A 20647-nucleotide genomic window follows, 5' to 3' on the forward strand; every position below is an offset into this window, starting at 1 on the left:
ATTAAAAATATTACAAACGAAAGATGCTATTTGACATCTTTCATTTGTAAATTGATCCAAGGTATATCCTTCTGCTCCTTTAGAAAATAATTAAACCAGTCGAGGACTCGCAGGGAAAGATCCTTTTTTGCGCTCGGTGAAGAAAGAGAGTGTCTTTCCTTCTCATAAAAAAAGTGCAACGACAGGCTTCCTGTATTTTCGAAGGGCAATATATAGTGACCTGATACCTTCAGGACTCACATTTCCGTCATCTTTCCCAGCCCAGAGCAACATGGGTGCATTGATATTCTGAGCATACATAATGGTATTATTCACGATATATTTCTGCGGATTCTCAGCCAGCGTGTATTTATAATTATTCTGACCACCTTCGTATCTGTAGTAATCCGGTGCATTGAAGTTTTCGTTGAATGCATAATAGGTCCTGATAACATCAGAGACTGATGACCCCGATATATAAGCAGCAAAACGTTTGGACTGCGTCGCAATAAAATTTGTTTCGTAACCGCCGAAAGACTGACCTATCAGACCTACTTTCTGCATATCCACATTTTCAATTTTCTCCAATTCATCCAGTGCATTGTTGACACTCTCCAATGCTGAGATTCCCGGACCTTTATCGGAAGCGGAAATATCCGGCAGGAAAACTGAAAAACCAGATGCGATCAATAAGGCAATATTAAATCCCGTAGGGTTGGCGAAGGACGGTCTCAGAAACCTGTTGGTGAGATAATCCTGCTTCTCATAGATGTGAACAACAACCGGATATTTCTTTGACGGGTCGTAATGCAGCGGCATAAGTAAAGTTCCGCTGACCTGCTCACCATCAGCACCTTTATAATAAAGCTTCCTGGCATCGGCATTTTTCATGATTTCCAATCCGGTATTGGAAACATACACCGTTTTGCAGTTTTCATTGCCTTTCTTGATTTTGATTTCAGGAAGCTGATTGTAGTTTTCCTGGATCCAGTAAAAATCGTCTTGATACCTCATTTTTGCGAATTCAGTTATATGGTCTTTTGTCCGAGGAATAATTACTGACACCTTTCCATTTTTAAACCACGCATAAGACTGCGTATTGTCACCTTGATGAGTGATCCTCAACAACAGTCCCTGCTTAACATCCACAGACCTGAAATCCCGGGGATACTGCAATTCCGTGGAGATCCGGTCATAATTCAGCAATTCAATATTTCCGTCTTTCACCCTGTAAATATCCTTAATTGCCTCGGTTTGAAGATTCATCTTAAACACTCTTGCCCCTTCGGTCCAGAGTACAGTATCTGAACTGATAAAATAAGGGCTTGCCGATTCAGAAACAGTGAGATCTTCGGCCATCAGATTCCCTGTATTAAAAATTCTCCATCTTCCCGGCTGTTCTATTAAAAGGAATTTACCATCCGGAGCAATGACCACCTGTTTCCGGACATCAGCGATAAAAGTATAAACATCAGTAACCGCATTCCATAGGTACAGCTTATCAAATCCCTTTCCGGCTGCTTTGTCCATGACGTCTACCTGCTCTTTGTCAACGGCATATTTCAGATAGAGACCGTTTCCTATGGCCGTCTCCCCAAAGTAACTCGGATCAGTTAACAGTGTTTGTTCGTTCGTGAAAGGATTCCATTCGACCTGGAGCGTTTCACGGGTAGGTCGCACATGCTTTGCCAGGTTAAAGTCGGTTCCGTACCAGATGTCAACCAAGCCTTTTTCCTTTGGAACAATATGCGTTAACTTAAGGATCACTCGATCTTCTGCCCGGGAAGATACAACTGACATTTCTTCGTAATTACTGTACCCGTTTTCCGTAAATTGATACTGCTTAAGATCATCAGATATATACATGCGCTCGGCTTTGCCCTGTCGTCGGATATTGATCACATAGCCTCCACTTCGCATTCCTGATGGCAATACAGTTCTCAATTCATCCTTTGTCGAGTACAACCTGATGAGCTTTCTTTTTTTGCATCACCCACACTTCGTTCATTTCATCTGCCTTTCTTCTGACAATAAGCTTGGAACTGTTAAAGGAATAAGAAGAGACATTATCCAGAACCTGGAAGAAACGCCCCTGGGTATCATACAGCCCTAAGTTCTGATTATTCCCTTCATTTGTACAGATCAGCAACACATCCTGATGCTGATCATAGTCAAATGATTTCACTTGTTCGAAAGTTTGTGACTGACCTGTTTCAGGATCAAGATATTCCATCCTGTCTCCTGTTCTGATTGCCACCATATTCTTCACAAATCTCCACATATTGATTCCTGAACGTTCAATGATCTTATCCGGATTAATCGTACTCTGAACCCTCATTTTTCTCCGCTTACCATCACTTTGATCTATATAGTATCCCAACCAATGACCGTTATCCGAAGTGCTCAGCATTTTCACCTCTTCTGATCTGTCGACCAGCTGTTCCGGGCTGTGGTAATCCTGACCCGGCACCTTGGCTGGAATAAAAAATAATAGCAGTAATAAAACTACTATGATAGGCGTATGCATCCTGATCGCGAGCCTGCGAACAATACCCGACCGGTGTCTTATACTCAGCGTATAACCAAACGGATTGAATTGCATTCTCCAGCACCCTGGTGCAATACTACTTACACTACACTTTCTAATATCCATCGTTCTGAGGATTCAGGTTAGCATTGAGCAGCATTTCTTTTTGCGGCAACGGCCAGTATTGGTGGAAGGTCTGCCAGTTGGGCTTCACCGCTTTCAGCACATCAAGCTGCCCCCATCGTTTCAGATCAAGGAATCTGTTGCCACGTTCAATAAAGAACTCTCTCCGTCTTTCAGCCTTGATCTCGGTCATTGCCTGCTCCTGAGAAACCGATGCATCCAATGCGGTCAGTCCTGCCCTTTGCCTTGTTGGATTAATAAAAGGGACAGCGGCGCTCACCTTGTTTTGCTTTACAAGGGCTTCTGCCATCATTAAGTATACATCTTCCAGGCGGTAGATGACCGAATATTCCGTCGTATTGGTCGCTGTTGTAATCTTATACTTGGTCTGTTTGTAGTTGGTCTGCGAGCCGTAAGGAACTGCCGTAAAATAATACTGCCGCCGAAGATCATTGGCTGCAAATGAACTGATCAGGTCAGGATTCAGAACAAATGCTCCGGGAGCTGAAACAAAATTATAGACCGTTGCCTCTTTTGTAGGATCATTATTGTTCTTAGGCTTCAGCTGCCAGATGATATGGGGACTGCTTTTAAGAAACACCTTGGAGAGATCGTTCTGAAAAGAATACCCCGAGGTCTGAAGTATTGTCTGGCAGAGTACTTCCGCTTCCTGCCATTTGCCGAGGTTCATCTTCAGCTTGGCCAACAGAACATAACCGACAGCCTTATTCACGTAGATGCGCTCAGCATTGCGATAAGCAGACGGCAGCAGGTTGACCGCCTCAGAAATATCTGTTTCCAGCCTTACCAGAAATGTGTTCATCGGCATCCTGTCCAGAGTTGTATTGTAGACATAATCCGTCGTATCGGTATAAGGAATCTCGCCGTAAATCTGGTACAGGTAAAAATACAGCAGCGACCTGATAAACAGGGCCTCTCCTGTAATCCTTTCCTTTGCCTGCGCGGAAAGGCTTTTGGAGTTCCTTACCCCTTCGATGATGCTGTTGGCCATATAAACCTGTTGGTAGGCAGTCGACCATACAGCACTGACCGAGGTATTGGTAGGCAGTGGCTGATTATTATAGATGTCCACAATACCATTGCTGCCTGTCGTGGAGAGGCAGGTGATGTCGTCAGCATACGTTCCCAGGGCCAGGCCTGCCCCGTCGGCAGTCCCCGAGATAACGGAATTGTTCCACAGTCCCGAGTATAATCCTGCCAGGGCAGCTTCCGCGGTCTGCTCATCCTCGAATACCTGCCCTGTTGCCAGCTGGTTATTCGGAAAATCCGTTCCGATCAGTTTCTCACAGGATATGGTGCTCAGCATAACTGTGATCATGATGAATGTATTGAATATGGTGATGTTATGAAAAGTCTTCATTGTAAAATAGATTTAAGTTCATTGAATAATCCGGTACACGTTAAAAAAGTCAGCTGAAATCCTACAGAATATGTTTTCAGCGGAGGAAGAAATCCCGTCAGGATAAATTCCGGGTCCAGCCCGAAATAATTAGTAATAGTCAAAAGGTTCTGTCCCTGCACATACACCATCGCTTCCTGTATTCCCATCTTCTCAACGGGAATGCGGTAGTTCAACTGCACATTCTTGAGGCGGATGTATGAGGCATCGCTCACCGCTGCCGTCGAGTTCTGAAACTGCGAATGCAGGGCGCTCTTCTGAGGGTTGTACACTGCGGAATATTCCATGTAGGTACCTCCCGGATTTGAAGCCGACCAGGCATCGAGAACCTCAATCGGCTGATTGCTCAGCGCTCCCGGAATCAGCATCTGCCTGTTATAATTCCAGTTCCTCTGCTTCACGAACTGAAAGAGAAAAGACGCTGACCAGTTACCAAACCTGAGGTTGTTTGACCAACCTCCGAACATCTGAACACCCAGCTTCTCAACCATTTTGTTATCGTCCGGACTGGTGATCTTGCCGTCCCCGTTAAAATCCCTGAACCGGTAGAGTCCAGTGGCAGGATCGATCCCTTCATACTGGTACACTTTGGCAATCGTAGTAGGATAACCGACCATATACTGGCTGGCATAGGTAGAACCCTCAAGATTTGGAAAATCTACCAGTACGTTACGGGGCACCGTGATGTTAACCGAAGTATCATAGCTGAAGTTTGAAGTTCTGGCCACCCTGAAAGACGTGTCGAATTCCCAGCCGCTGTTCCTGACCTTGGCAGGCAGATTCGCCTGTATGGAAGGAAATCCTGTCGTCGAAGGAAGCGGAATTCCCACCAGCTGGTTCGATGAGGTGTTGTCATAATAACCTCCTGACACATTGACACTGCCATTCCAGAACCCCAGTTCCAGTGCCACTTCCCTCTTTAGCGTTTTCTCCCAGCTGAAGTTGGGATTGTAAAGCCGTGATGGAGCTAATGCCGTCACGCCATTATAAATATTGGGAGATACCGTATAGGTATCCAGGAACTGGTAGTCCCCTATTTTGTCGTTTCCGGAAGTTCCCAAACTTGCACGCAGTTTTCCGAAGCTCAGCCATTTAATCTGCTTGATCGCTTTCTCCTCTGAGAACAGCCACGCAGCCCCTATCGCCCCAAAGTTTCCGAAACGGTTAGAAGGCCCGAAACGGCTCGACCCATCCCGTCTTCCGGTCAGGTTGAGAATATACCTCATTTTAAGCTGGTAGTTGAACCTTGCAAACACAGCAGTATAATTATACTCGGTCCGCACCTGGTCAGATATCGTCTTCGTCTTTGCCGCTCCAATGTTCGAGATCAGCTCATTGCTCTCAAAACCAGTGCCCTGTATGGCACCCTGCTCGGTATTAGTCTTCTGCAAGGTCGCTCCGATCAGCATTTCAAAGCGGTGGTTCTTATAAGTATAGTTCCCCACGATCTGCGGTTCCAGGATATAGGAGAAGTTGGTCTGATTGTTTTTGGACGATACGGAATTCAGGCTGGTGTACCCCGTTATGGGACTGTACATCGTGTGGGGTTTCAGGGAACGCTCCTCGAAATTCTGATAGGTGATGCCACCGTTCATCTTGAGGGACAAAAACGGAAACAGCTTATAGCTCATATTCATCCCGTTATTAAAGTAAGCCGTCTTGTTCAGGTATTCGCTTCGCAACGCCGCTACCGGATTGCTGAAGGTGCCGTTCTCCCAGTTGATGTTTCCATACTGATCATAAAGTGCCGGCGCATTCGGACTCAGCATAATACTCCTACGGGTCAGGTCTTCGTTCTGTACATTATTGCTGTTAAACGACATGCTGTTGACTACACTAAGCTCAAGCCTCCGGTCCGGGGTGTAGTAATTGAAATTACTGTTGATGTTATTCGTCCGGTACCTGAAATCAGCAGGAAATACGGTCGTCTGCTCCGTATGCCCATAGCTCACCTGATAAGAAGTTGTTTCAGAACCACCTCCCAGTGACAGCTGAACAGCATAAGCATCTGCCGTCCTGCCGATCAATTCCTGCTGCCAGTCTGTATAGCGGTTCTGATCCCACTTCCCATTGATATCATACATCGTTGCCGGAATCGGCACGTTGTCATTCTGAAACCCCTGTTTTCTCATAGCAAGATACTGCTCTGTATTCATCATCTCCATCCGTCTTGCGATACTACTTAAAGAATAAGACGTGTTCAGCTTTAACTCCGATCTCCCCTTCTTTCCCTTTTTCGTGGTCACAATAACTACTCCGTTTGCGCCCCTGCTTCCGTAGATAGCCGTCGCATCCGCATCCTTCAGCACCTCAAAACTTTCGATGTCATTCGGATTGATCGCATTCAGGGGATTGATAGAAGACCACGGAAGAATGGATGTACTGTATAATGAAGGCGTTTCAGAAGCCTGAGGCACACCATCGATGATATAAAGCGGCTCATTTCCTTCACGCCTGATGCTGTTCTTCCCCCTGATCTGTATATCAAACCCGCCTCCCGGCGTCCCCGAGTTCTGCGTGATCGACACCCCGCTCATTCTTCCCTGTACCGAAGACAACACATTCGACACAGGCTGGTTCTCGATCTCCTTAGCGGAGACCCGAGCAATACTCCCCGTACGCTCTTTATCACGCACTTTATAATATCCCGCATTGACAACCACTTCCTCAATGCTCTGTTCCTTTCGATCCAGCTTAAGATTGAAAATTGTTCTACCGTCAAGAGCGATCTTCTTTTCCGCATATTCAGGATGCCGAAAGATGATTGATGGATTTTCTCCTGTTATTTCTAATTGATATATGCCTTTTGAATTTGTAAGGGTAAAATGGTCACTACCTTCCAGAGAGACCATAACTCCCGAAAGCGGTGATTGATCCTCTCCGACAGTAACGGTTCCCGTCACTGTCCTGGTCTGCGCTTTAATGTTGCCGCATATTGCAGTAACCATAAACACAAGACCGATGCCTCCTATGTTAGAATAGGATTTTTTCATAGTTTTGTATGGGTTTTAATTTTATTAAAATCCTCGAATAAACTCTAGCTCTTTCCCGGGTCTGCAAACTTATGGGAGGAGCTTTTTTTTATCATGAGGATAATTCTATTTCATTTCTTCTTTTTATTATTACTACTGGATTCAGGTATTTGAAAACAAAACTTTCGCAGTGCCCTTTGGTAAAGGATTTCGCCTAAGATAACCGCAAGGCACCTGAAAGCCATTTAATATGAATGAAATTGTGTCCCGTGAAAAGCTTTAAAAGCCGCAATGAGTTGTACACCTCATTGTATCGTGTCAATGATACTATGTTTTGAAGGTGCTTAGGTTGTAGAAAAGCGGACTGCATAGGAAAATAAAACGGCGTGGAACTCTACATTATCCAATTCGGGGTACTGGTATACCTTGTATACAGATAAGAGAGCCCACGCCTAGGTCGTGAGCTTCTAGCTTATCATCTCGTATACTTAAATTACCAGTTTTCGAATTGAGATTCTAAGCAATAGCTTCTATTATTCGTTGAAGTATCGCAAAGTTAACAAACTTTTCTATTGTTAACATTAATTTCAAATATACAAAAAATATCGGTACGCCATAACGTAACGATATTTTTTTTTGAAATCGTTAATTGCACTTGTGATAACCGAAGAAAATATTAACAAGTTTAAAATAATTATATCCTTAAAAAAGCTTTTGGAGAAAGGTAAAAATCTCCAAATAGAAGTTAAGGATAAGAAAATTGTTTACAGCTATCACGGACTTGCTTCAAATGCATTATTACGAAAAGCAACAATCAATGACACTTTGAACGGTAAAACATCTCCAAAAGCTAAAACTTTAATCAGCATCGTTGAAGCTATGGGTTTTACTATGACTGACTTTGGAAAAACGTTCGATGCCATTTCAGAAGAAGAAATAAAAATGTATTTGAATGAACATTTATAATATAATCTTAATAATTTTCATTTCTTTCCTATAATTTCTATTATATAAATTCCCGATTAATATCAGGAATAAATCTTATTTTCCGATTTCCTCGTAGTACCGGTCAGAGCATTGTTCGAGAATTTCTTCTGTTTCTGTTAATTCTTTTGCTTTTTGTTGCAACTCCTTTTCGTTTTGTTTTATCTTTTTTTCAGAATTACTGAGTTTTGTATTGTTTTGATAAAGAAATACGGATAATGTGATGATTGCGATTGTTGCAAGTGCGCTGTAGATTTTTAGTGTTTTCATATTTGTGGTTTTTGTAAAGGTAAGAAATTACAACTTCTATGAGGTGTGATAATTTTGTACTTTTGAGAATATTTTTAATTAAGAACCTAATATTTTTAAAAGTGAAAGACTTCTTTAATACATATATTTTACCATCTGGAGTTATTTTAACATTCGTCGCAACCTGTATAAATATCTATTATACGAGACAAAATTCTAAAAAAGGCAAGTACATTGACACAATAACATCAGAACGTATTAAATGGCTGTCTATAATCAGAACTGATATTTCTGATTTGATTGCAGTTATTTCAGAGACTTTAATATTTTATAAATATGAAATTGACCAAATAGAATCACAAAACCCGGACGAAAGTTATATTGCTGACACTAACTACAAATATCAATTACACTATTTTGATTCTATTACAAAAAATTCATTAAAATTCAAAGAACAAGTCGAGTATGAAACAATTGTGAAAAAATTGTATATTTTACAATTGCGTTTTAATCCAATTGAAGATTCCGGAACATTAAATTTGATTCGCTTCTTCATTGATTTTTACAAAAGTGAATATAAATCAAAATCGGATATTGAAGAAGCAAATAAAGTGATTAATGATTTAGTAATTGATATTCAATCTTTGCTAAAAAAAGAATGGGAAAAAGTGAAAAGAGAATCAAAAGGACAGCTATCGTAATAAGTTTGTAGGAACAAATTACTATGAATAAATTACTATGATTGTCAGAATTATTTTTTACCTTCCAATTTCTTTGTAGTGTAGATTAGGTCACTTTTATAAACTTCCATTTCTATCTTATTAACGAAAAATTGATAATGCATTTAAATAAACGTGAAATTAGAAGTGGATTAAAGCTTAGTATAAAATTAAGGTATAAATGGGGGCAGAATAATATCTTTTTTAAACGAGAGCATTATAATTACAGTCATTTTATTTAAAACTAAAATTGCTACAATAAACTTTAGTTTATATATAGGTTTTTAACACATCTACCTTTATCGAACATTTTGTAAACTAGCTTAAATTTCTTTAAAATTGTCCTTCTCAAATTAAAATTTATCTGTTCATTGTAGTTATGTAAATCGATTAATCTTTTAGTATATTTGAATCAATAAAAAAAACTAATGAGATAATAAGATGAGCTGGGATAAATTTTTAAATAACAATAGACTTAGGCAGACTACTGGACGGGATCCTAAAGATGCAAGAAATGATTTTGAAAGCGATTTTGGCCGAATAATTTTCAGTCCAGCTTTAAGAAGAATGCATGATAAAACCCAAGTATTCCCCTTAACAACTGATGATAATATTCATTCTCGATTAACACATTCAATGGAAGTGATGGCAATAGGCTATTCGCTAGGTGTTAAATTATGCGAAAATCAGCAATTTCAGCAAAAATTTAGTAAAGATAAGTACGAATTGTTTAGGGAAATACCAGTGTTATTAAAAAATAGCTGTTTAATTCATGATATCGGAAATCCACCTTTTGGGCATTTTGGAGAAACTGTAATCCAAAACTATTTTAAGGACTTACTTCGCAAAAATATCATTGTTGAAAGTACCGAAGGTCTTTCCAGATCAGAAGATGAGATGACTATTGTCCTTTCAAAAGAACAACTTAATGACTTTATCAATTTTGATGGAAACGCTCAAGGTTTAAGAGTTGTTACTAAACTTCAAATCCTTAATGATGTATTCGGCCTAAATTTAACCTACGCAACATTGGGCTCGTACATAAAATATCCAAATTACAGCTCAATAGAAGAAAGTAAAATTTCCAAGCACAAAATTGGTGTCTTCTATTCCGAAATTGATTATTTTAAGCAAATAGCAAAAGAATGTGGTTTAGAGTTTAATGATGATATAATTAGACATCCATTATGTTACTTAATGGAAGCAGCTGATTCTATATGTTATTTAACAATAGATTTAGAAGATGGTTTTTCAAAAAGTTTGTTATCTATAGATGATTATTACAATAAATTAAAGAATATACCTCGAGTTAAAGATAAACTAAAAGAAATTTTTGAGGATAAGAATAATTTTTATAAAAATGATATGACAAAAATTGTGAATTTTAGAATTCACATTATGCAGCAACTAGTGATTATTGCGGTTGAAAACTTTATTACTTATCTAAATGATATTGAATCAGGAAATTTTCACGAGGAATTAATTTTTAAAGATGATGAAGGTTTAGCCGTAGCTTTAAAAGAACTTTGTCAAGATAAAATTTTTAAATATCGAGAAATTAATTCTTTGGAAATTACAGGACACTCTGTAATCAAAGGTCTTCTGGATTATTATATTTATTTTATTTTTCATCCAGATAAAAAATATAGAAAAAGAGCTACACAGCTTATTTCTGAAAGTACATTGAGAGTAGCATTCGAAGAGAATAATATTTTTGATGATTATTCTATAGACAAGCTTCCAGATTATTATAAATTAAGAGTAATCGTCGATTTCATTTCAGGTATGACAGATCAATACGCTTTAAATCATTATCAAAAAATTAGTGGCCAAAAGATTATCTAAACTAGAAGAGGAAGTAAATGAAAAATCAGAAATATTTCTCTGTTACTTCTATGACAATATTCCAAAAACTGTTAGAGATTTTGTTAATAGTCTTAAATTAAGGACTAAAGTATATATATTTAGTGGCATTATTCGTGATTATTTTATGAATACTGAAGGTATTTTTCGGGACATCGATTTAATAATTGAAGATGATATTTCACTTGAATTGGATTTTGAAGACATCATATATTATAAAAATAGTTTTGGTGGTTATAAAATTACTATGGATTCATATACAATTGATATTTGGGTTATAAAAAAAACATGGGCATTGACCCAGGGACAACTTAAATTTGAATTTGATTTTTTAAACACACTTCCGCAAACTACTTTTTTCAACTTCTCGTCAATAATATTTTCTCTAAATCATAGAGAATTTATTATAGGAATAAATTTTTTAAGATTTCTTAGAGATAAAAAAATTGAAATAGTATCAACAAAAAATCTTTATCCTGAATTATGTATTGTCAATAGCTTTTATTACCGAGATAAACTAAATCTCAGTTTTGGTGAAAAATTAAAAACTTACATCATTACAAATTTCGAAGCATATTATGAAAAACTAGAAAATATTCAAGTGAAGCACTTCAAAAAAATAAAGTACAGTACAGATTATCTGACTGAAGAAGTAAATAAGCTAAAAAAGACTCCTTAATCATATCATTTATTCAAAAAAATGTCTCCAAAAAAAAATAATAATTCTATATTTAAAGTCTTGGATATTTCAGAATACGAAAATAATTTGTATTCCGTTGATAATTGCTTTGACGAAAATCTTTTAGAATATTACAGGACACAAGCTGAGGCTGTCAATGCTGATTATTTTTATTGCTTCAATGATATAGTAGAAAATAATCCCGTACCATTTATTTATATATATGACCAAAGATTAACCAAAGACAACAAAAACTTAGATTTAGTTGAAATTAATAGGCAACTTTGGACAATGGGCGAAATTGCTTTAGCTGTAATAATTTATTCCGATGGATTCAAAATTATAGACACTAGAAATCCAATAATTAATGAGAAACAACCATATTACCTTGACGGCCTTACAGATACGATAAAGTACATTGACAATAAACTTAAAAAAAGAATTTTTTGAAGGCTATATTTTAGAGGAATCTCCTGCGGACTATGTAAGTGTTTCACCCTATCAAAAACTTCTAAACCATATTGAAGTGCAGATTTTAAATAGGCACACAGCAATTGGCTGCGAGTTAACGCTTTTAAAAAAAATTCTTGTCAAATTTATACTAATCAAATATTTAGAGGAGCAACTTGACGAATTTGGAAATAGTGTATTTGAAAAAAATTTCTTTGATACATATATTATTAGTTCTACGAAGAGCACTGTTGAGAAAAACAATTTTTGTGATGTTCTACGTGGTAATGACATAATAGGACTACTGAATTTTCTAAATGACAAATTTAAAGGCGGAATTTTTAATCTTTCTGAAAAGGAGTTAGATAATCTTAAAAAAGCTGATTTTAATATTATTGCCGATGCATTAGATGGCAATAAGGAATTAAACGGTCAAATGTCTATATGGAGATATTATGACTTTAATCTGCTACCGATTGAATTTATAAGCCGTCTATACGAAAGATTTGTTGTAGCAATAGATGACAAGCAAAAGAGTACTGGAGCATTTTATACCCCACCTCATTTAGCTAGACTCCTTATAAATGAATTATTGCCATTTGATAAAGATTTAGACTTCAATACATTTAAGTTATTAGATCCGTCATGTGGTTCTGGAATCTTTTTGGTTTTAGCATACAAAAGGCTAATAACTTTGTGGATGATAAAAAATAAAAAATCATCAATTCGTGGAGAGAGAGACATAACTGCTATCAAATCCATTCTTTCAAATTGTATTTTTGGTGTAGACATTAATGAAGATGCGTTATCAATTACAGCTACCTCACTTCAAATCGAATTATCAAGTCATATTAAGCCTAAAGAGATTTGGGAAAATTTGACATTTGACAGTTTAGAGTCTTTAGGAAATTTAACAAATCAAGGTTTTGCAAAATGGTACAAAATAAATAATAATAAATTTGACATTATTGCCGGCAATCCACCTTTTAATATTTCAAAGTCAGAAATGCTTAAAAATATTAAAAAAAATATAGATGATGATTTCACTAAAGAGACTTTTTTTGATTATAATAATAAAAAACAATCTTTTCCTGATAGCAATCCTGCAATAATTTTCTTACATAAAAGCTTAGAAAAACTATTAAAACCAGAAGGAGTAATTTACATGATTATGCCTGCGGCTACATTTCTACATACAACAAAATCCTTTGAATATAGAAAATCATTAATGACCAGATGGAACTTAGAAAGAGTGTACGACTTCACTCCTTTACGCGAACATCTATGGGGAAAAACAAAAGTTGCAACAGTAGCTGTTAAATTAAATAATTCTAGTCATAATAAGCAGAAAACCGTAGAACATATAATTATAAGAAATTCATCAGCTAACGAAAAAGGTGCTATACGCTTTCAAGTTGACAAATACGACAAATTTCGAATCCCGTACAGTTTGATTTTTACAAAAAAAAATATTTGGAAATTAAATTTATTAGGAGGAGGAAGACTTCATTCATTTGTTGAAAAATTTAACAATTATCCATCTATAGAAGACTATTTAAAACATCACAATTTCACCGCAAATATAGGATATACCCGTGATAATGATGTGATTGACAATCCAGAACATCGCGCCACTGGAAAAGTTGTAAATCTAGCAGGAAAGAAAAACCTAGATTCAACAGCATTTTCTAGTGACAGCATTGCAGAAGCAATAACAGTAGTAGACAAGGAAGATTGGGTAAGGATACCTAAAAATGGTTTTTACCCTCCCAACATTCTTATACGTCTAAATGTCAATGTAAATTTACCAATAGTACTTAACACATCTGATATAATGATTCCTAATGGAGTCTTGAATCTGAAATCAGAAAATTTGGATGTAATGAAAAATTTCGTTCAGATTTTTAAGGCTAACAGAGAATTATATATATTTTTAATAAAAATACTATCACCAAAAACATATATACAACAAGGTGGTGCATACTCTATTAATAGACAAGATATTTTAAGATTACCTTTAATTTTTGATCAAAATAATAACTTAAAATCATTTAAAATTTTAGATGATTTCGACAAAATATTGATAGAAGATTCCGAATTAATAGCCGATTCATTGTATAAATCTGATAGCATAATATATAGTAAAATTGATCAAGAAATAGTTACTAGTTATGCAAAAATATTTTGTGAAATTTTAAATTTCACCTACCAACAAGAAGACTTTAAGTTTAGAACAGTTAGGCAAATCATCAATGAGTCCTATATTTGGGTGACTTTTGAACACTCAGACAAAAATAAGTTAATACAGAATAATCTAACTACAGCTACAGGTTTATTATTTAATCAAATATTGCAAGACAATTCATCGGACAACGCTTTAATAATTAATAATGTTATTGTCTACTTTGGATTTAATAATCAGATTAGTTTTATAAAACCTAATAAGTTAAAATATTGGATGAGAAGTATTGCTTTTCGAGACGCTGAAAATGTTAAAAGTGAAATGTTTAAAAATGGTTATTAATGAAATTTGATTTTATTTCACCAAGTCATAAATATTTAAATGACGTATTATACATAATACGTCAAGGTATCACTGAAAAAAAAACACATTTAAAGAAAGGTTTACGTGAAGGACTTAACACTCAAACATTAGTTGATACTTTTAATATAATTGGAACTAGTAGACTTGATAATAAAAAATGGATTGGTGTTCAAAAAGAACATGAAAATATTAGTAGTACTGCCAGAGAAGATATATATTTTTATTTAAATGACGATAATTACACTAGGATATTTTACGCTGAGGCTAAGAGACTTCCGAAATATAAAACATTAAAAGATGAGGAGTACGTTATAAGTGATAACCTGGGTCCTAATAATAAAACTTCCGGGGGAATAGAGCGATATAAAGCTGCAATTCATGGTAGGGATAATATAAAAAAAAATGGTATGATTGCGTTTGTAGAAAATCAGTCAATCATTGAATGGCTAAAGCTTGTAAATGACAAAATTTCAAAATTCTACCCAGATGATTCACTGCTATTAAAATGTGATAACGAGCATGAATTTATATCGACGCATAAGTACGATGATGAAAGCAAAGGTATATTTGAAATGCACCATTTCTGGATACCATTATTTTAAATACTTAAGGTACATTGTAATAGAAATTTGATTATATAAAATGATAGTGATTTACAAACTCTTATAGATATTACTACTTCAAATTCTCAATTTTCCATCAATATCATATTCTTTTTTACTAGTTAAATCAATTTCAACTTTTCAATAAATTCCTTAAAATCATTGCCAATTTTTTCATGGTTTTAAAATCTAGGCTCTTCTCATATTTCTAAAGAATAATGATGTCTGAGGAATGTAGATCATTATTTTAACTCAAATATTATTAAAAAAAAGAAACTTTTACGGATAACCGTAATTATCAAAGTGTTATTTAATATAGCTTTACTTTTCGTAATTATGAGGTATGATTCATTTGAAAATTGCACTAACAACATTTTATAAAATTAAATTTTATATTTGTAGTTAAAACTGATAACCAACAACTTAATGTTTTCAAATTTTATAAAAATTTTATTTGTTATTTCTGCTTATTCGCCGGTCCTTCTAATTGTTGGAGTGGTTGAAATACTTAACCTTAATAAAGAAGGATATTCAATTACGTTCGTAGATTCGTGGAAGGAAGTTTTCAATCGTATCAACTTTATTTTCTGCTTTTTGATTTTATTACCATTCAGTGTTTTAATTATAAAATGGGCAGAAAATAATCTGACTAAAAATAAGATTGACATCAAGGCGATCAAAAGCGCCGATTTTAATTTGACCACTTTTATATTAAGTTATTTTTTACCCTGTATTGAGCTGGTCAAGAAGGACACAACATATTTAACAGTATGGTGCATCATATTGGCGGTCATTATTTTAATTAATTTAAAAACTTACTTCTACAATCCGTGTCTGAAAATTTTTGGATATCGATATTATGAAATTTCGACCAAGAAGGATGTAACCTATACCATGATATCTAAAAATAAATTGATCAATGCCAATCAGGTAAGTACTTATTCCCAATTGACGGATTATGTGATTATTAAAAACTAAAATTATGGCTAGAAACTCTACCCCTTGCAATTTTTTCGCAATTCTTAAAGATGATTCCGTAAGAAAGATCGATCTGTTGCAATCTATTACCGAACACATTAAAAATGTCTTTATCAACAATGCAAGTTCAATAATGACCTCTGATACAGAGGAGATTCTTTTTGACGGAAACTTCAAGATTGATGGGGACGAAGTATTATATGTAGAAATGGATTTGCCCGAAAATGTCCTTGAAGCGAATTCTAATGCAATCGGTATGGAAGTTTTGGATATTACCAAAGATGATATTAAAACTCTTTTTTGGATTGAGGATGACATTTATTATTTTCAAAATTTTGATAAAAGAAAATTACTTCAGAACAAAAATGTTATTTTTTACAGTGGAACAACTTATCACAAATTAAAGGAAGATGCGCTCATTGTAGAAAATATGGTTAATGCCATTTACCAGGACGGTAAATTTTATTTTAAATCTTACGCTAACGCTAATAAAATTGTATCATTAAGTGATTTCTTCGAAGAGGCATCCAATGAAACAATTGAAGAGTTCGCTGGCAATACGATTTTTGAATTAGATCTAGATTGGCTTAAAGAGAATAGTGATACCATGATCAGAAAGCAAATCACACTAATTCAGAAAAGTCAGGTCATAGTCTCTGCTTCTCCTAGAAAAATTATGGCATCAGCCAAAAAATTCAATCTTGATATTGAAATGGAAAATGGTAAACTAAAATTACCTAATGATAAAAAAGCTTGTAAGAATATCTTAAGCTTCTTAAATGAACAGTATTACTTTGGTCTTATTTCCGGTAAAAAATTTATTACCAATTCTAAAAGAGATGTGTAATCAAGAGCTAATTATACTTGTTCAAAAAAATAATATTTTTCAATGAAACTATTAATTAAACAGTCAGACCTTACAAAAGAATTTAAAAGGTTGATAAAACAATATAGCAATTTCCATTGGGCGACGGCATGGGCTAGTGCAGGAAATGAAGTTTTTGGAGAGCTGACTGATTATAGGTATAAAATTGATAAATTAACAGTAGGAATACACTTTTATCAAACGCATCCTGATTTTATAAGCGAGTTTATTGATGATGAAAATGTTCGTTTCATAGAGCAGCCTGAAGGAACATTTCATCCTAAAGTATATTTGTTTACCAATGAAGAAAATGATTGGGAGCTCATCGTAGGCAGTGCCAATTTTACAGCAAGTGCATTTACCAAAAATACTGAAGTGTGCGTTCTTATCAACGCCAAAGACAGTAATTCCAAAGAAGTGTACGAGTCTGCATTAGAGATTATCAGATCATCTTTCGAATTGGGAAAGACTTTTAATGAATCAGACTGGAAGAACTATAGAAAGATATGGGATATTCAACAGCCGAAGATTCAAAGTTTGTCTGGCCAGTATGGAACTACAAAAGGTAAACCTCTCCCTTCCCATAAAATTGAACTGCAAACAAAATCTTGGGATGAATTTATGGATGATGTCCTGGGTGAAGGTAAACGCATTATTGAAAGAAGAATCAGAGTAATTGAAATCGCTAAAGAACTATTTCAAAAGGTAAGACACTTTAAAGAACTTGATAACAATGAAAGAAAATTTATCGCCGGTCTACCCACTGATCTGGAGCGTACAATCCCGGGCGCAAAAGACTGGGCTTTTTTTGGCAGCATGAGAGGTGCCGGCAAGTTTAGCAAACTGATAAATGATAATAATGAACTAATATCGATTGCCTTAGATGAAATTCCTCTTGATGGAATAATTACAAAAACAAACTATGATCGTTTTCTGGACCATTTTAAGAAAGCATTGCCCGGAAATTATTTAGCAACGAGTACAAGGTTGCTTGCCATGAAAAGACCGGATGTATTTATTTGTTACGACAATAAGAACAAAGATGCGCTCTGCAGAGATTTTAGGATTATCAGAAACGGTATGGACCATGAGAGATATTGGAATGAAATCATTCTGCGAATTGCGGATAGTGAATGGTACCAAAAACCACATCCCAAAGATGAAATGGAAAGGAAGATCAGCATGGCGCGATCTACTTTTCTTGACAGTTTGTATTATAACGCTTAAGACTTTTTTCTCAAATTATTTATAAATAAAAATTAAATTAAATGAATAATACAGAACGAGAAGTTAATTCGGTTTTCAATATTGCTGTATATATAAAGCTGATGGCTTCGTTCATACCAGATGTAAATTTTGAGCAGGTGAGTAAGATGGTCGGGGATATTCACGATTTTTTTAAATTTTCCGAGAATGAGGAGGTACTGGAAAAACTTCCTTATATAAAGTCAAATTTGGAACAAATGGCAGCGCCTCTATTAAAAAGATTTCCTGTCAGGAAGAGTTTGGATGAAATTGTTGCCGATTGGGATCAGTTTTTCAAGGATGATTCTGAAATTTATTCCTATGGACTGGAATACGGATGGCTGGAGGAAAGAATGGATATTCAGGGGTTTATACCGTACAATCATATTCCGTATCACTTTAGAATTGGATTGTATGCGCACAGGGGAAATTTCGGAATTGAAGAAGAATTTCTGATTAAAGATTCATTTAACTGTCTTATCAAAGCTCAAAAGGCTTACCATCAGCTAAAAGAATACGGAGATTTCAAACAAAAGCTTATCGAGCAGGAAGAAATAAAGGATTTTGACCATGAGACCGTTCGAAAAATAACCGATTTGAAATATGAAGTCTCTGCTAATTCCAGATTAGCTGTTATTTCATTTTATGCATTTGTTGAATGTTTTGTCAACAGTTTGGGTTTTAGTCATGCCAAAAGAAATGCTGTAACATTATCCGAATCTGACTCTGAAATACTTTATGGCAAAAAGAATGGTAGATTTTTACAGTTAAAATCGAAGATTGAACGATTCCATCAATTGATAAGAAATGATGGAAAAACTGCCATCATTACATCTGATGAGAATCAGATCCAAGAGCCTTTTGTTTCTTTTTTCAATATTTATGAGAATCTCAGGAACTCTGCGGTTCATTTCTCTCCAACTAAGGAGCAGATTTGGCTAAAGCCTGCCGACTGGATTGAAAAGGCAGAACATTTTTCAAAGCTATCACTTGAGGTTGCCCTCGAAATTTGGAAATCCTGTTATCCGGAACTGCCATATCCAGATTATATAGGAAGATTGGACTACGATATTTTTATGGATAAAGCAATCAGCTATTTTCAGAGTCTTGAACAAGTCGCTGAAGAATTGAAAACTATTGATAATAGTAATCTCATTTCCAAACATTAGTTTTCCGTAAAAATACTGAATATACTGTGTATGAACATTGATATATTTGAATTTATCAAATAATAAACTAATTTTTTGACAGATGGAGGAAAAAATTGATAAGATCATTTCGATAATTGGTGAATATAGAAATGAAGATATTGGAAGAGCTTACAGCACGAAAATTGATGCCGATCATTTTAACAAATGGTTGGAACAGTTTGAAGAATCAGATAGAGAATTTATGGTTGATGAATTGTTACATTTGATCCCGAAATCTTACCTTACCAAAGATTACACCCTGGAAATGATTTCCACAGAATTTGATATCATCAGTAAACATCTTGGGTATGATGATATCGATAAATTTTTTGATGAAACGGAATTTTTGGATTGTCAGCCTTCTGGGAAAAGTCAGAAAGTTTTTTTGGGTTTTATCGATGAGCTTTTGAAAGCAAAATATGGAAGATCGCTTGAAGACTGCGGTACTAAAAATATCAAACAATGGTACTATGCCGATGATGTCCTGGCTTCAGGTGGAACGTTCAAAAGTGATATTCTCGAAAAGATAGCTGACTACGGAAATGAAGAGTTTATAGAAAGCAATATCAAAATAATTGGCTCATTCGTTATTTTACACAACTGGGCATCTAAAAATGTGAGGTACTCAATAGGTAAAAAGCTGGGAGCAGACCTTCAGAATAGATTTAAATTTTACCGTGTTTCGGAAATAGAAAATAATCCAAAGATCAACTACTATAATCCCAACCCCAAGTTTAACCACATATATCCGCTTAGCTCAGAAGTTGGTGAAGAAGTACTTCAATTCGTAGAGGATCATCTCAATAACGATTACGACTATTACAATGAAGATTTTGCTTTCAGAGATGCTAACTATCCCAAAAAAGAAGATTTCTTTTCATCTGCTGAAAATAGAATGCGATATGAGCAAATATTGCTCGAAAAAGGTTTTGAAATTATGAAATCGATCGATCACATTTCCGCTAATGGTCTGCGCCCATTAGGAATGACAAATCCTACCAATAAGACCCTTGGAACGGGAACGCACTTTTTTTACCTGGAGAAATGTCTCCAATACCTGCCCGCTCGTATTTTGGTGGGGTTCTAATGATTGGTATCCTTTATTTCCAGCGATAAGAAATAACAGCGCAGTTAGTGACTTTGACTAATATCCGCAGCAGAACCATTTCAATCAACTACTGAGCGAATGTAGAAATTATAAAAGGATCAAAAGATTTTAGTTAATGGTTTTTTATTTATTTTTGAATAAAAGAAATT

Annotated in this window: 17 protein-coding genes; 12 read left to right on the top strand and 5 right to left on the bottom strand. The window is 35.5% G+C overall.

Going from position 1 to position 20647, the window contains the following annotated elements:
• Positions 1-162 precede the first annotated feature (162 nt).
• Genes AAHI02_RS06455 through AAHI02_RS06470 form a run of 4 tightly spaced genes read right to left on the bottom strand, consistent with a single transcriptional unit; the run spans position 163 to position 7042 of the window.
• Positions 163-1944 carry a prolyl oligopeptidase family serine peptidase gene (locus AAHI02_RS06455; RefSeq protein WP_346985986.1) on the bottom strand — a complete coding sequence of 594 codons (1782 nt, stop codon included), beginning with the start codon at positions 1942-1944 and terminating at the stop codon, positions 163-165.
• Positions 1925-2632 carry a hypothetical protein gene (locus AAHI02_RS06460; RefSeq protein WP_346985987.1) on the bottom strand — a complete coding sequence of 236 codons (708 nt, stop codon included), beginning with the start codon at positions 2630-2632 and terminating at the stop codon, positions 1925-1927. Before AAHI02_RS06460 ends, AAHI02_RS06455 begins: the two co-directional genes overlap by 20 nt.
• Positions 2622-4010 (bottom strand): RagB/SusD family nutrient uptake outer membrane protein, encoded by a 1389-nt coding sequence (locus AAHI02_RS06465; protein ID WP_346985988.1) that lies wholly within the window; start codon positions 4008-4010, stop codon positions 2622-2624. Before AAHI02_RS06465 ends, AAHI02_RS06460 begins: the two co-directional genes overlap by 11 nt.
• Positions 4007-7042 (bottom strand): SusC/RagA family TonB-linked outer membrane protein, encoded by a 3036-nt coding sequence (locus tag AAHI02_RS06470; RefSeq protein WP_346985989.1) that lies wholly within the window; start codon positions 7040-7042, stop codon positions 4007-4009. Before AAHI02_RS06470 ends, AAHI02_RS06465 begins: the two co-directional genes overlap by 4 nt.
• A 636-nt stretch (positions 7043-7678) precedes the next feature.
• Between AAHI02_RS06470 and AAHI02_RS06475 the strand changes: the two genes are divergently transcribed.
• Positions 7679-7987 (top strand): hypothetical protein, encoded by a 309-nt coding sequence (locus AAHI02_RS06475; RefSeq protein ID WP_346985990.1) that lies wholly within the window; start codon positions 7679-7681, stop codon positions 7985-7987.
• Positions 7988-8062: 75 nt separating this feature from the next.
• Here AAHI02_RS06475 and AAHI02_RS06480 read toward each other — a convergent pair whose 3' ends face one another.
• Entirely contained in the window at positions 8063-8275 is a 213-nt protein-coding gene (locus tag AAHI02_RS06480; protein ID WP_346985991.1) for a hypothetical protein, read from the bottom strand.
• Positions 8276-8376: 101 nt separating this feature from the next.
• Between AAHI02_RS06480 and AAHI02_RS06485 the strand changes: the two genes are divergently transcribed.
• From AAHI02_RS06485 to AAHI02_RS06535, 11 genes are all read left to right on the top strand, one after another.
• The gene (locus AAHI02_RS06485; RefSeq protein WP_346985992.1) at positions 8377-8955 is read left to right on the top strand and encodes a hypothetical protein; all 579 of its coding nucleotides are present in this window, start codon (positions 8377-8379) and stop codon (positions 8953-8955) included.
• A gap of 459 nt (positions 8956-9414) precedes the next feature.
• A complete protein-coding gene (gene dgt, locus AAHI02_RS06490; protein ID WP_346985993.1) occupies positions 9415-10818 on the top strand; it encodes a dGTP triphosphohydrolase in 1404 nt (467 codons plus the stop codon).
• The gene (locus AAHI02_RS06495; RefSeq protein ID WP_346985994.1) at positions 10799-11515 is read left to right on the top strand and encodes a hypothetical protein; all 717 of its coding nucleotides are present in this window, start codon (positions 10799-10801) and stop codon (positions 11513-11515) included. The genes dgt and AAHI02_RS06495 overlap by 20 nt, the downstream gene beginning before the upstream one ends.
• Positions 11516-11536: 21 nt before the next feature.
• Positions 11537-11965, top strand: coding sequence for a hypothetical protein (locus AAHI02_RS06500; RefSeq protein ID WP_346985995.1), 429 nt, complete (start codon positions 11537-11539; stop codon positions 11963-11965).
• On the top strand, positions 11934-14489 hold the full coding sequence (locus AAHI02_RS06505; RefSeq protein ID WP_346985996.1) for an N-6 DNA methylase: 2556 nt from the start codon (positions 11934-11936) through the stop codon (positions 14487-14489). Before AAHI02_RS06500 ends, AAHI02_RS06505 begins: the two co-directional genes overlap by 32 nt.
• Entirely contained in the window at positions 14489-15112 is a 624-nt protein-coding gene (locus AAHI02_RS06510; protein WP_346985997.1) for a hypothetical protein, read from the top strand. Before AAHI02_RS06505 ends, AAHI02_RS06510 begins: the two co-directional genes overlap by 1 nt.
• A 495-nt stretch (positions 15113-15607) precedes the next feature.
• On the top strand, positions 15608-16090 hold the full coding sequence (locus AAHI02_RS06515; protein ID WP_346985998.1) for a hypothetical protein: 483 nt from the start codon (positions 15608-15610) through the stop codon (positions 16088-16090).
• A 4-nt stretch (positions 16091-16094) separates the two neighbouring features.
• On the top strand, positions 16095-16937 hold the full coding sequence (locus AAHI02_RS06520; RefSeq protein ID WP_346985999.1) for a hypothetical protein: 843 nt from the start codon (positions 16095-16097) through the stop codon (positions 16935-16937).
• A 42-nt stretch (positions 16938-16979) separates the two neighbouring features.
• A complete protein-coding gene (locus tag AAHI02_RS06525; protein ID WP_346986000.1) occupies positions 16980-18182 on the top strand; it encodes a phospholipase D family protein in 1203 nt (400 codons plus the stop codon).
• A gap of 41 nt (positions 18183-18223) precedes the next feature.
• Positions 18224-19369 (top strand): hypothetical protein, encoded by a 1146-nt coding sequence (locus AAHI02_RS06530; protein ID WP_346986001.1) that lies wholly within the window; start codon positions 18224-18226, stop codon positions 19367-19369.
• A gap of 82 nt (positions 19370-19451) precedes the next feature.
• Positions 19452-20477, top strand: coding sequence for a hypothetical protein (locus AAHI02_RS06535; protein WP_346986002.1), 1026 nt, complete (start codon positions 19452-19454; stop codon positions 20475-20477).
• The last annotated feature ends 170 nt before the right edge of the window (positions 20478-20647 follow it).

It is taken from the genome of Chryseobacterium sp. POE27 (assembly GCF_039727685.1).
Taxonomy (GTDB): Bacteria; Bacteroidota; Bacteroidia; order Flavobacteriales; family Weeksellaceae; genus Chryseobacterium.

Excerpts from the sequence above, each read along its gene's own strand:
- AAHI02_RS06460 (WP_346985987.1), bottom strand. The coding sequence starts at position 2,632 with ATGGATATTAGAAAGTGTAGTGTAAGTAGTATTGCACCAGGGTGCTGG.
- AAHI02_RS06465 (WP_346985988.1), bottom strand. The coding sequence starts at position 4,010 with ATGAAGACTTTTCATAACATCACCATATTCAATACATTCATCATGATC.
- AAHI02_RS06470 (WP_346985989.1), bottom strand. The coding sequence starts at position 7,042 with ATGAAAAAATCCTATTCTAACATAGGAGGCATCGGTCTTGTGTTTATG.
- AAHI02_RS06480 (WP_346985991.1), bottom strand. The coding sequence starts at position 8,275 with ATGAAAACACTAAAAATCTACAGCGCACTTGCAACAATCGCAATCATC.
- dgt (WP_346985993.1), top strand. The coding sequence starts at position 9,415 with ATGAGCTGGGATAAATTTTTAAATAACAATAGACTTAGGCAGACTACT.
- AAHI02_RS06500 (WP_346985995.1), top strand. The coding sequence starts at position 11,537 with ATGTCTCCAAAAAAAAATAATAATTCTATATTTAAAGTCTTGGATATT.
- AAHI02_RS06510 (WP_346985997.1), top strand. The coding sequence starts at position 14,489 with ATGAAATTTGATTTTATTTCACCAAGTCATAAATATTTAAATGACGTA.
- AAHI02_RS06520 (WP_346985999.1), top strand. The coding sequence starts at position 16,095 with ATGGCTAGAAACTCTACCCCTTGCAATTTTTTCGCAATTCTTAAAGAT.
- AAHI02_RS06525 (WP_346986000.1), top strand. The coding sequence starts at position 16,980 with ATGAAACTATTAATTAAACAGTCAGACCTTACAAAAGAATTTAAAAGG.
- AAHI02_RS06530 (WP_346986001.1), top strand. The coding sequence starts at position 18,224 with ATGAATAATACAGAACGAGAAGTTAATTCGGTTTTCAATATTGCTGTA.
- AAHI02_RS06535 (WP_346986002.1), top strand. The coding sequence starts at position 19,452 with ATGGAGGAAAAAATTGATAAGATCATTTCGATAATTGGTGAATATAGA.